The organism is Microcoleus sp. FACHB-672 (assembly GCF_014695725.1).
Taxonomy (GTDB): domain Bacteria; phylum Cyanobacteriota; class Cyanobacteriia; order Cyanobacteriales; family Oscillatoriaceae; genus FACHB-68.
Map to the genome: position 1 here is coordinate 24,767 of NZ_JACJOU010000025.1, position 11,994 is coordinate 36,760.

The 11,994-nt window shown below is 44.7% G+C and carries 15 protein-coding genes; 4 read left to right on the forward strand and 11 right to left on the reverse strand.

Features of this window, described 5'->3' with window-relative positions; translation table 11 throughout:
- Positions 1-52: 52 nt before the first annotated feature.
- Positions 53-1,162: a restriction endonuclease, SacI family gene (locus tag H6F56_RS19655; protein WP_190671547.1), complete on the reverse strand. Its 1,110-nt coding sequence runs from the start codon at positions 1,160-1,162 to the stop codon at positions 53-55.
- Positions 1,159-1,425 carry a helix-turn-helix domain-containing protein gene (locus H6F56_RS19660; RefSeq protein WP_190671548.1) on the reverse strand — a complete coding sequence of 89 codons (267 nt, stop codon included), beginning with the start codon at positions 1,423-1,425 and terminating at the stop codon, positions 1,159-1,161. The genes H6F56_RS19655 and H6F56_RS19660 overlap by 4 nt, the downstream gene beginning before the upstream one ends.
- A 46-nt stretch (positions 1,426-1,471) precedes the next feature.
- Between H6F56_RS19660 and H6F56_RS19665 the strand changes: the two genes are divergently transcribed.
- A complete protein-coding gene (locus H6F56_RS19665; RefSeq protein WP_190671550.1) occupies positions 1,472-2,590 on the forward strand; it encodes a DNA cytosine methyltransferase in 1,119 nt (372 codons plus the stop codon).
- A gap of 145 nt (positions 2,591-2,735) precedes the next feature.
- Here H6F56_RS19665 and H6F56_RS19670 read toward each other — a convergent pair whose 3' ends face one another.
- On the reverse strand, positions 2,736-3,221 hold the full coding sequence (locus tag H6F56_RS19670) for a GNAT family N-acetyltransferase (protein ID WP_199313096.1): 486 nt from the start codon (positions 3,219-3,221) through the stop codon (positions 2,736-2,738).
- Between the two features lie 736 nt (positions 3,222-3,957).
- On the opposite strand from H6F56_RS19670, the gene H6F56_RS19675 reads away from it, so the two are divergent.
- Together H6F56_RS19675 and H6F56_RS19680 are read left to right on the forward strand one after the other, a co-directional pair.
- Positions 3,958-4,818: an SDR family oxidoreductase gene (locus tag H6F56_RS19675; RefSeq protein ID WP_190671552.1), complete on the forward strand. Its 861-nt coding sequence runs from the start codon at positions 3,958-3,960 to the stop codon at positions 4,816-4,818.
- A gap of 183 nt (positions 4,819-5,001) precedes the next feature.
- Complete coding sequence (locus tag H6F56_RS19680; protein WP_190671554.1) at positions 5,002-5,481, forward strand: DUF2243 domain-containing protein; 480 nt, start codon at positions 5,002-5,004, stop codon at positions 5,479-5,481.
- A 78-nt stretch (positions 5,482-5,559) separates the two neighbouring features.
- Here the strand turns inward: H6F56_RS19680 and H6F56_RS19685 are convergent, their stop codons facing one another.
- The 7 genes from H6F56_RS19685 to H6F56_RS19710 form a co-directional block, all read right to left on the reverse strand.
- Positions 5,560-5,817: a hypothetical protein gene (locus H6F56_RS19685; protein ID WP_190671556.1), complete on the reverse strand. Its 258-nt coding sequence runs from the start codon at positions 5,815-5,817 to the stop codon at positions 5,560-5,562.
- Positions 5,818-5,939: 122 nt separating this feature from the next.
- Positions 5,940-6,971, reverse strand: coding sequence for a hemerythrin domain-containing protein (locus H6F56_RS19690; protein ID WP_190671558.1), 1,032 nt, complete (start codon positions 6,969-6,971; stop codon positions 5,940-5,942).
- A 188-nt stretch (positions 6,972-7,159) separates the two neighbouring features.
- A complete protein-coding gene (gene dprA, locus H6F56_RS19695) occupies positions 7,160-8,296 on the reverse strand; it encodes a DNA-processing protein DprA (RefSeq protein ID WP_190671560.1) in 1,137 nt (378 codons plus the stop codon).
- Between the two features lie 17 nt (positions 8,297-8,313).
- On the reverse strand, positions 8,314-8,706 hold the full coding sequence (locus H6F56_RS19700) for a GNAT family N-acetyltransferase (RefSeq protein ID WP_199313098.1): 393 nt from the start codon (positions 8,704-8,706) through the stop codon (positions 8,314-8,316).
- Between the two features lie 18 nt (positions 8,707-8,724).
- Positions 8,725-8,853, reverse strand: a complete 129-nt coding sequence (locus H6F56_RS26955; protein ID WP_255513758.1) for a hypothetical protein — start codon at positions 8,851-8,853, stop codon at positions 8,725-8,727.
- Between the two features lie 47 nt (positions 8,854-8,900).
- Entirely contained in the window at positions 8,901-9,464 is a 564-nt protein-coding gene (locus H6F56_RS19705) for an ElyC/SanA/YdcF family protein (RefSeq protein WP_190671562.1), read from the reverse strand.
- A gap of 108 nt (positions 9,465-9,572) precedes the next feature.
- The gene (locus H6F56_RS19710) at positions 9,573-10,232 is read right to left on the reverse strand and encodes a DUF2301 domain-containing membrane protein (RefSeq protein ID WP_190671564.1); all 660 of its coding nucleotides are present in this window, start codon (positions 10,230-10,232) and stop codon (positions 9,573-9,575) included.
- A gap of 80 nt (positions 10,233-10,312) precedes the next feature.
- Between H6F56_RS19710 and H6F56_RS19715 the strand changes: the two genes are divergently transcribed.
- The gene (locus tag H6F56_RS19715; RefSeq protein ID WP_190671566.1) at positions 10,313-10,984 is read left to right on the forward strand and encodes a hypothetical protein; all 672 of its coding nucleotides are present in this window, start codon (positions 10,313-10,315) and stop codon (positions 10,982-10,984) included.
- 167 nt (positions 10,985-11,151) lie between these two features.
- Here H6F56_RS19715 and H6F56_RS19720 read toward each other — a convergent pair whose 3' ends face one another.
- A complete protein-coding gene (locus H6F56_RS19720) occupies positions 11,152-11,970 on the reverse strand; it encodes an SAM hydrolase/SAM-dependent halogenase family protein (protein WP_190671568.1) in 819 nt (272 codons plus the stop codon).
- Positions 11,971-11,994: the final 24 nt, after the last annotated feature.

Below are 11,994 nucleotides of genomic sequence, written 5' to 3' on the forward strand. Positions count from 1 at the left end.
AATAATATTGGTTACGATTGTGTCAATGCCGGCGCAACGATTTATTAGATGGCTACTTCAACGGAGCTTGTATAGTTTGGAAGACATGATTAATATGTTCAAAAACTTCATCCTTAACCCGAACACTGGTCGCACAATCCTGAAGCTTCTCAAAAAATCTTGAAAAAGAAAGCTCTGGACATAGTGCAATTATTGATTTAATAAAAGAAACAATATCTATAAAAATAACATTGATGTTTTGCGTAACCATAACGGTTCTGGAAACTTGTTCAAGAGATGAACCTATATATGTTGCCCTCGTTCCCATGATGAAGGTAATTGACTTTAAGCCATATTGGCTAGCTTTAAAAGCAGCATGATCAATATCTTGCTCACTAAACTGTTTGTCTTTAACCTCAACAGCCACAAAAAGTTTACCGTTTTTCTTGATATCTATATCGGCTACTTCATTAGAGGAAGCTCCACTTTGATTGACCGGATGAACAATGACCTCAAAGGACTCGAACTGCTCAAAGTACAAAGAGAGGATCGTTCCTGTCAAGATTGCGGCGACTTGTCCCTCTATTGATTTGGTGACAAACGCTTCAACAAATTCAAGAATTTTCAAGTGGGAATCTGCGGACGCTAAAACCTCAGAAAAAAGTTCACTCCGAGTCGTTTGTCTTTCAATTGCATACCGCACGGCTATACAGAGTCCAGCAAAAGCCTGTTCAGAAGTTTCTATCTCGGACAGCACTTTGTGAAGTATGAGTAAAAGTTCCCTATCTTTCCCAGCCCTTACGGCATTTGAAGGGGATATCGTTGGAAAGCGGGCGGGCTTGTTGAGAAATGGCTCATTTGAACCACCCAAAGACCGATTCAGCATTTGACGTTCAAGTGGTACTAAAACCTTATGACATAAACTTCGGGCATCATAAGCACCTTCAATATCAGCACCCGCTTGCAGCGCAAGAGCGTTGATGTTTGGATTGGTTGCTTTTCCTAAAAGAGCAGTTATAAGGATATATCTGAAAGTCAGATGCTTTCCTTTAATAATCGTTCTGATCTGAGCATCCCACTCTGTTGCCAGAAGTTGGCTAGACTCATCTTGGGCGAGCATGATCGCTTGCCGAAGAAGTTGCTCGGCTACTTTGTGATCTACGATTGGTTTGGGAAGGCTCATGTTTCACTCTCTGAATTAGCAAACTGGGCAAAAAATTCAGAAGGATCAGTCCCTGTAGCTCGAACCCAACGTAATGCTTCCAGAACATCGATCCGGCGTTCCCGGCGTTCTATTTTAGACACGTCAGGCTGCGTCAAACCAATCTCCTGGGCAATTGCTTTCTGAGAGAGTTTCGCTTTTTCTCTTAAGGAAATGAGGGCATCAACGATCCTGTGGTATTCAGGATCGTGAATACTTGAGACAGATTGCTTTTGCCTTTCCATGATTGACATCTTGATTTGGAAACGCAATTATGCCAAAATCGCATATATGGAAAACACAACGGCTTTATCGGGACTGTCTCTTTTCTCTGGTGCGGGGGGTATGGATGTTGGATTCATCCGCGCAGGGATCAAGGTTGTTGGTGCTAATGACATCGACAGGGATGCTTGTCTGACGTATGAGGCAAACCACCCAGGCGCAATTATCAAGTGCGGTGATATTAATGAACACTTGATTGATATCCGTCAGTTCGAGGGAGTTGATGTTGTTTTTGGGGGTCCACCCTGTCAAGGCTTCTCTGTAGCTGGAAAGATGAACCCTGATGATCCGCGCAGCCAGTTGTTATGGGTATTCATGAAAGTCGTGGAACTCACAAAACCTCAGGCTTTTATCTGTGAAAATGTCAAAGCTTTAGCAGTTCTCGATAAGTGGTCTGAGATTCGCAAGCATCTTTTTCATTTTGCAAGCCGGTTGGGATATACCTATAAGTTGGTGATACTCAATTCCTCTGACTTTGGTGTACCGCAATCCAGAGAACGAATGTTTCTGATTGGTTTTCGTGATATTAAAGATATTAGTAACCTAGAAGCACAGTTTGAGCCATATAAGAGGCAAGCTCCAACTGTTAGAGATATTCTTTTACCTTTAGGGGTAGCCGGCTCCGAGAAAAATCAGCGAATATGTAATGCAAAAGTTACTCTCGCTAGTAAGCCGGTGATGCGACGTTCTCCCTATGCGGGGATGATGTTCAATGGTCAGGGAAGACCATTAAATCCTGATGGATACTCATGTGCGCTTCATGCTTCTATGGGTGGAAATAAAACACCAATTATCGATGAAGGCCATTGCTATTTTGGTCAAGATAGTTGGGTTGAATGGTATCACTTATATTTAATGCAAGGCGGAGAACCATTATCGTTAAATGCTGCACCCAAAAGACTTAGACGCTTGACGGTTGATGAAGCTTTAAGAATTCAAACCTTTCCTCATGATTACCAATTCATTGGTGGACAAAGTTCAATTTACAGGCAAATTGGCAATGCTGTTCCTTGCGATTTAGCACAAGTTGTTGCGGAAGTTGTTCGCAATTGTCTTATCAGGAGGGAAGTGGTTACATCACGGCCTCTTTTGGAACGCGAAGGCAAACAGTTGCGGCTAGCCATCTAACGCCTAGGCTGCTGTCCCAACGACAAATTAACCAACCTAAAGATTAAGCTAAGCGGCGCGTAGGTAACTTCATCTTTAAGAAGCCTACAGAGATCGCGTCCGCTTTAGCAATTTGTTATACAGCCTCCCTGTCGGCACCCCGCTCTTACGCTACCTTGCCTAAGTGCATATGCAATAGAGGAAACGGCCTGCCGGTGCTATCTAACTCCGAACGCCCTTCTACCTCGAACCCCATCCGCTTATAGAACTCTAGTGCCTCTTCATTCTGCTCGTTCACATCAACCTTTGTCGCACCGAGCCTCTTAACAGCATAATCTAGCAGTTGGCGTCCGATCCCCTGCCGTCTCCAGATTGGATGAATGAACAGCATCTCGACCTTGCCCTCTGCCACGCCAACGAAGCCGGCTACTTGATCGGCCTCATCACGCACGCAAACCAGATCCGCTATATGTGGAAGCTCATTACTTATCAGCGGCTTGAAGAACTGGATGTCAGCTTCGGAAAGGAATCGGTGTGTTTCGCGGACGGAGGCTTCCCACACTTTGACGATGCGCGGGAAGTCTTCCTGATTGACTGGAGAGATGCTTTCTTGCGGCATATTGCCCTTCATCCTGATCAGATCTAGCACCATCTGCGTCCTGGCGGTATAAGAACTAAGCTCACTAGGCACATGGTGTAACTTTGACTCAACTGCTGATGGAAGCGCGCTCTAAAAAGCGTTTAGATTAAGTGCGAGACGCAATTGAGATCAAGAATTACGCCGACCGCACCGAAGAGACCTAAGTGCAGTGGGTTAAGCACTATATCCTGTTTCAGGATAACCGGCATCCCAACTGTATGGGACATATCGGGCTGTGCAAGATCAGTTTGCCGATTCTACCCAAAATTAGGCACTCACTGGACTGTTGTTGTCTCCCCATATAAAAAGCTTTAGGTGATTTATCAGCTTTTATCTGAATTTTTAGCTCAAGAATAAAAACAATTTTTGAGTTTTACTTCCTCCATTCATACTGCTGTCAAAGTTCTGACTTTTCAGTTCCTTCGTTCTTTTTGTAAAGATGTTCAACCGGCATCCTCATTCAAATGCGTTTTAATCAGCCGGCACCTTCTGAAATATGTGTCAATCTCGTAGCAACTAATACATCCGCAGCACATTAGTAGTCAGCGATCTGTACCGCAGACAACTCAATTATTCATGAGGTATCAGTTGATTTGCGATTACCAATTCAAGCTCAGCATTATTGATGCCGGCAAGAGAAAGACTATCTTTGGTCGTAGAAAGGAATCTACAGAAAGAGCGATTGCTGATAGGTAAGGAAAGCTTTATTCCTAATGTAGAGATCAAAAAATTTCCAAGGAACAGTAATATGCCAGTCGAAGAAAAGCAACAGCCGGCACAGCATCAGGATCAGCAACCAGGTCTTGAATCTGAGATGACGCCGCAACCCAAAGCTGATGATTCCAAATATAAAGGCAGCGGCAAATTACTCGGTAAGGTCGCGTTTATCACCGGCGGCGATAGCGGCATCGGTCGCGCTGTGGCGATTATGTATGCCAAAGAAGGCGCAAAAGTCGCCATTGGCTACCTCAACGAGGACGAAGACGCACAAGAAACAAAACGCATGGTGGAAGAACACAATACCGAGTGCCTCACCATTGCCGGCGACATTGGCGATGAAAAATTCTGCCAACAAGCGGTGCAACAGACGATTGACACCTTTGGTCAGCTCGATATTCTTGTCAATAACGCCGCTGAACAGCACCCGCAACAAAGTATTACGGACATCACGGCTGAGCAGTTAGAACGTACCTTCCGCACCAATATTTTCTCGATGTTTTACCTGACGAAGGCAGCGCTGCCACACATGAAAGAAGGAAGCGCGATTATCAACACAACGTCAGTAACTGCTTATCAAGGAAACCCGCAACTGCTTGATTATTCTTCCACAAAAGGGGCAATTGTTGCCTTTACCCGCTCTCTGTCGCAATCGTTAGTAGAGAAAGGTATTCGCGTTAATGGTGTGGCTCCTGGCCCTATCTGGACGCCTCTCATTCCGTCCACTTTCTCAGAAGAAAAAGTTGAGAGTTTCGGTCAGCAAGTACCGATGAAACGAGCCGGTCAGCCAGAAGAAGTTGCACCTAGCTACGTGTTTTTAGCCTCGGATGACTCTTCTTATATGTCGGGTCAGATTTTGCACCCCAACGGCGGCAAAGTTGTGAATGGCTAAATTGCTTAATGGCGGAGTGTACAGTGAAGAATGAAAAGTCGTGAGTGATGAGCGGTTAGTGACAGGAAAAAACTAATCGCTCATCACTTTAAGTTTTTGCTTTTCTTGGGAAACTTGCAACTTTTACATTAAATTCAGTTAAATGTCAAAATAGTAAGCTTGATGAGCCTGATAGGAAATTGAATGAATCAACAAGGGAATGTAGGCGGAATGCTAATAGCAGCCGGCATCTTGCTCGGCATGAGTGCAGCCGGCTTTTTTGATGGAATTGTGCTGCACGAAATCTTACAATGGCACCAAATGTTAACGAGTGTGATGCCGCCGACCAGTCTTTCTAATGTCAAAGAAAATATGGTGTGGGACGGCTATTTTCACGCAGGGGTGTATGTGATCAACAGCGTGGGAATTTGGCTGCTGTGGCGTGCCGGCAAGCAGGGTGAGATAACGGCATCGTTTAGCACTTTCGGAGGCGCATTGCTGGTGGGTGCGGGTGGATTTAACCTGATCGAAGGTTTGATCGACCACCAAATATTAGGCATACACCATGTCAAACCAGGGCCAAATCAACTCGCATGGGATTTGGGGTTTCTGGTGATCAGTGCGTTGCTAGTTGCTGCCGGCTGGATTTTATTACAGCGCCGGCAGCGTGATGTCACGGCATAAGGTGATTATAAAAAAAAGACATAAAAAGGGAGGCATTTAAAAGTCTCCTTTTTTTTATGTGCTGCCGGCGCACATTCTTTAATTATCCGTTAATAAGTTTAAAACTTTTTCTTTCTGTTGCTGAACTAGGTGTTGCTGTTGCTCAGCTCGTTCAGCCAGTTCAGCGAGCTTTTTTCCTTGTTGTTCAACTTTCTCAGCCAGTTCAGCAAGCTTTTTTCCTTGTTGCTTAACTTGTTCAGCTTGCTGCTGAAAGCTCTCATCTAGCCGCGGAGGTGGCCAATGTTTGTATTTTTTGTCCATCTCACTAACTGGCTCTAACGCTCTGTAAATAGGCATAAAAGCTATCTTTAACTCCTTTAAATGGTTACAAAACCCCCACCACTTAAGTGATGGGGGTTTTGTTTAAAGAGAGCAGCGAATTATGTCAGCTAGCAACTCAAGATTAGGTTAGCTTCTGATTACTTGCTAGAAGCTGCCAATTGGTCTTGAACCTTGCTTTTTGCTGTCTTGAACTCGGTAGCCATTTGCTTTTGCTGTTCGTCGCTGAAATTGTCACGGATTTTCGGGAACATTTCAGTTTCTTCTTGACGAACGTGATGCATCACCGCATCCATTAGCCGCTTAACATTGTCCTTGAAGTTCGGCGCAGAGGGGTTCAAAGACTTGATTTGTTCGAGCATCTGCTTCATTTCAGCTTGCTCGCTGTACAAATCTTGAGTTTCAGGGTAGTAAGAACGCACTGCGGGGTAGACAATTTGCTCTTCGGCTTCTGAGTGGGCGCTCAAATCCTTGTAAATTTGACCGAAATATTCTTGCAGTTTTTGAGGATCGTCAGTCCCTTGAACTTGCATAAAGAGGGTGTTGACTTTGGTGTGATCCATACGAATGAGATCGCGGATGCTCATCTCATCATCGGTGCGGGAAACGACGCTGCCGGCGACTCCAGTAAAGGCTGCAACTGCGTCTTGAACTCGTGCCCAAATACCTTGATCCGGATCTTTGCCGGTAAGCTCACGAACACCCAGAATTTCTAAAATTCCTTTGAGTTGTTCTTGATGAGCGCGGTTTTCAAAGTTAACTGTATTCAAAGGAGTGATGGCGGCTTCAATGTCAGCACCAACAACCTGAGCGGCTTTATGAACTAACAACCCTTTCATGGCTTGAGCGTGCTTGAGCAGTTCATGCTGAGAGAACTTCTCATAAACAGTCAGCTCAGAACCTTGCATCAGTTCTTGAGTCTTTTTAATCAACTCCTGAGTTGTTTGTTTTGGCTCTCCTTTGACACCATACTGAACGATTACGGTGTCAAGAATGCCCAGGTTTTTTTGATCGTCTTCGAGCATATCTCTGACGCGCTTGCAAATCTCTTGATCGCTACAAGCATTTAAAAGAGCTTGCTCGTTGGATATGAGTAGGTTTTGCAACGCTTTCATATCTGCCAATTTAGTGGCAATTGCTTGACGCTTGGTGTCTTCAAGAGTCACTGGCATACTTGGTTCTCCTCTTATTTAAACGTCCGTTATCGGATGCTTTTATTAGCTTATTGGAGTTGTCCAACTTTGCTCATCCTTCTGCCGGCAGATTTGACTAAACCAGAAGTGTTAAAAAAACTTAACGATTGACAGATTGCATTACAAGCTTTGGGTTATAGTACATACCAAAAGAGAGACTCGGCAATTTAACAACGCTGATATCTCATCCCCGGCAATTGAGTTACCAAGCCCAACAATTCTAGTTGCAATAAAGCACTAGAAACCGCTCCAGCTGCTAAGCCCGCTTCTTGCATAATTGAATCTAATGATGTTGCTTCCGCCGGCACGACTTGCAAGACTTTAGCGAGTTCTGGTTCCAATTGCGGCACTGGCGCTTTCTCAAATAAAGACAATTGTGCAGATACAGGATGTACTGCTTCTGTCGTGGTATCTATCGGGGGCATCGCGCCCAGCATTTCTAATAGATGACCCTCATTTAAAATCACCTGTGCGCCCTTACTCAACAACCCTAAACAACCGAGCGAGTTAGGATTATCGAGCGATCCCGGCAGTACATAAACATCACGACAAAAGTCGTTTGCCAAGTGTGCAGTAATTAAAGCACCCGATTTTGTAGGCGCTTCCATCACCAGCACCGCCCGAGTCAAACCGGCAATAATTCGATTGCGCTGGGGAAAGTGGGCACGATCCGGCCCAGTTCCGGCTGGATACTCACTTAATACCGCTCCCTGCTTCAGAATTGCCTCGTACAGAAGCCGGTTGCGCGGCGGATAGACGATATCAACGCCGGTGCCCAAAATCGCCAGAGTGCGCCCACCGGCATCCAAACAGCCCTGATGCGCTTCTGTATCGATGCCGGCTGCCAGTCCAGAAACAATCGTAAAGCCACTTCTTGCCAAAGCCATACTGATTTTTCGCGTCCAGCGTTTGCCATACTCAGATGGTTCGCGGGTGCCAACAATCGCCACCATCGGTATTTGTCCGAGAGTCTCTGCGCTGTTAATTTGCCCCCGGCAGTACAAAACCGGCGGTGGGTTGGGCGTTTCTAGCAGCAGGCGGGGATAGTCGGGATCTGCCGGCGTCCAGAAACAGGGATTTTGTTGTTGGTGCTGTTGTAGCAATTTGTCTGGCTGGATTTGGGATCGTCCTTGCACGACGCGTTCAACCGTATTTCGCCCAAATCCTTCTACTTGTCCCAACGCTGCCGGTGTGGCATTCCAAGCGGTTGCTAGGGTGCCAAAGTGCTGTTGCAGGCGTCTGAGGAACACCGGACCCACACCGGCAACTTTCGACCAGGCTAGCCAGTATGCACGTTCTTCCACTCATCCCCCATGTTTGATTAAATGTCTGACGATTTCCACTCGGATTCGAGAATGCTCATCACATAATAACTCCAATATTTATCACCAACTTTATAAGCATCTCTAAAATATCCTTCTTTCACAAACCCGACTTTTTCATAACAAGAAACTCCTGCTATATTAAAATCAAACACTCCTATAGAAATGCGGTGCAGCTTCAACTCTTCAAATCCGAACAGCAAAAGTTTTTTTACCATTTGAGTTCCTATTCCTTGTCCTCTGAGGGAAGCTTCACCCACTAAAACTCTGGAAACGGTGCCAGACCTATTTTGCAGATCAATTCTATCAAGTTCGATGTGACCCACGACTGCGAAGGTCTGAGTATCTACCGCTTTAAATATTTTTTTAGTGGGTTTCTCTCCCTCGGACATTTGAATATATTTTTCCAGTTAATTGTCATCTAAGGGGTAAGTGAAGGTTGAAGGTGCCCATTGCTGGATTAGATCCGCAGAGGTGATCCAACCTATTAATCGGGCGAAATCATCGCGCTCAAACGGTTGCAATTCAATTTTTATCATAAAATGCCGGTTAAACTGTCATTTAGTCAAATTGGCTAGTTAAAATTTTATGCTTTCCAATCGATAAAACGCGCATAAGCATAAGCAATACTTTCAGAGACGATTGACCTAACTCCAGCGCTAGATTGCCACCAATTGTTAGCATCATAATCGAGAGGTTGGGCGGCAATGACGCCAACGCGAATTTCAGGCGCGAGGACTTGTTTAAAAATTAGCCAACTGCGGCGGGCATGAGGGCCAAATGTGTATAAATTAATTGCTTTGACTTCTAAATCGGAAGTAGATAACCATTGGCGTAGAGCAACCGCAGATGCTTGGGTTCGATGTTTGATGGCTGCCGGTGCCGGAACTGCGATTAAATTATCTGGCTCAAAGTTGAGAGCGATTAAAGTTGCGGCTGCAATTTCAGCAAAGGTTTTGTATTCCGCGAGATAGTAGCCTTTGGATAAAGGGCCGCCGGTTGTGATAAGTTTACGATAACCCCCGCTTTTAAATTCATCGATAGAGGTTTTGATGGCATAATCTGGCAGCCATCCTTCGACGACTAAAATATCAGCCTGAACGGGAGAATTGAGGGCGAGAAAGGGATGGAGATGATTAATTGTCAACACGAGTATACTGATCGTCCTGAGCCGGGTAATTTCCCATCCCAAAGCCCTCAAAATTTATTGTTGTTTGCTAGAGATGGGCGATTTTGATTTTTGTGAACTGATTGAAGATCAAGCCTCCACTGAGCGTTGTTGATGCAAATAATCAAAGACGCTTTTATCTCCGATGTCGGGGGGAATTGCTTGAAAGGCTTTGCGAAGTGCGAAGACTAAGAATAAAATTGCCCAACCGGCTAGTAATGTTTTCTCCACCGGCACCGGCAAGACTCCAGTAAGATGCCCCAGCAGCAACACCGGCACTAAGGGTGTCAGCAGTTTGGTTTCAAAACGGTTAAAACAAAAGGCTTCTTTAAAGAAAATTCCGGTTAGTGCGGCGAAGGTGAAGCCGGCACCGAGCAAGGTGACTGGGTGGTTGTAAACTGTTAAAGCCAGCGCTTCGCTATTTTGCAGGGCTAAAACGCCGGCGGTGATGCCACCAATTAGCCAAAATATTTGCAGCAGCCGGTGTAAACTGGCGAGGTAGATATGAATGGTGACTAAGCTGACGCCGAGGCCGAGAGAGAAGCAGGCATAGAGGGGCGTCAGGGCATTTAGGGTTGCGGGAGTGTTGCCCAAAAGTAATACCAGCAGGCTGCCGGCGGCAAAACTGAGTGCTGCAACCATCAAGCCGGTGCGGTAGATGAGAACGCCGGTGCGGTCGCTTTGAGTAATGGTAAACTGGCCAAACTGGCCTTGATAGACTTCTGGTTCAGATTCCGTCAGTTGTGTCATGGTTCGTTCTTATCTATCAACTGCAAAGGGACTGCTCTCAGGCTACACTTTATTTATAAACCTGCGTCGGGTAAAAAGAAATGTCTAAATCTGATAAGAGCAAAAATCGCAGTCGGCTTAACCCTTCATCAGACGATCAGAAGGTTATTGAAATTGATGAAACCGTTGTTTGTAGAGTTTCCGAAAGAACGAAAAAAGCAGAAAATAATTTGCCCAATTTTTTAGGCCATTTTCCTGAGATAGCTGAAAAGGTTAATTTTATCAAAGTGCTTAGTAATGGGGAATTTGAAGTTGTTTTAAACAAAGACTTAATGGATGAAGACAACGGAGAATTTGAGAAAATAGAAGAATTTGAAAAAAGACTAAAATTAATTCTAGAAAATAAAACAATAGAAGTTAATGAAAAAAACTTACTTCTTTATATGGAATATCTTAAGAAAAATATTGAAATTCCATGCCAGCTTACGGGAAGCGAAGACTTTGACTGGGAAGAACAGTATGTGATTGGGGACGGCAATAAAAAAGAATATGAAAAATTAAAGAAAACCAACCCTTCCTACACAGATACCTTCAAGTTTCTTAAATTCAACGGTTATATTAATGAAGCAGACGGTCTTTTAGTAGACGTTCAGCGCACAACTGATCGTAAAAAATTTACACTTCCCCTATCATATTTGGAAGCAACAGAAGAAGGCTCTGCTAATTATCAACTCCTGGATGATTATGCCGTTTGGTTTGTTAATTATCAGTAAAAACCGGCAGCCCATGAAAACAGAAAATATTTTGTAAATCAACTTAAGCTTAACTAATATCTGTACAAAAACGTGCCCCTTTACCGCTCATCTGCCTGCCGGCACGCTGCACTATCATCAGCAGTTAAATAAAGCTCCCATTTCACCACTTTAAATATTTATAAATATCAAACGTCTAGATTTGTTTTGACAACACGCATCGGCACCCCCAACAAACTTGGCTGATTGAGTTGTTTTTGTAACTCAGAATCAGCACTACCACCGCTGACAGCAATTTCTACCCAACCATGACTGCCAATTAAACTTAAAAGGGTTCCGGATGGGGTGTCACTATAAGTTTGACCACTCGGTATTGTAAGACTGCCGGCAACTGCAAACCAACCTTGTTCTTCTATATAACTGCCGGGAATATTAGTCACTAAATTGCCAAAATGATCAATATATTGAACCGTGCCGGCAACCTCGTTTTCAGTGACAACACAGCTAGGAAGAGAAAGCTCAACGAGAGTTTTTAGATCTATGGTTTTTCCGAGATTTGTTAACGGGATACCGGAAGCGAGATAAGCACCTGCCGGCGCAAAAATATCCCGTCCATGAAATGTGCTGCTAGGTGCCGGTGTACGCCAGTATTTAGGGTTAGTCAGTTCCACCGCCGCCACCGCAGGATTTTGACTCAGCACCCCACTCAATAAACCATTATCGGGTCCTACTAAGAAACCCCCTGAAAATTCTACCGCAATCGCTCGCCGGTGACTTCCGACACCTGGATCAACAACTGCAACATGAATGGTGCCGGCGGGGAAATAAGGTACAGCATTCATCAGACAAAACCTGCCGGCGGCGATATTTTGCGGGGGAATTTGATGCGTCAGATCCACCACCGGCAGCGTCGGGTTAATTCCAGCGATCACCCCTTTCATCACGCCAACATAAACATCGCTCAAACCAAAATCGGTGAGCAGCGTAATAATTTTACTTTCAGGCATCTTAAATGTTTAAGCTTAGATTTA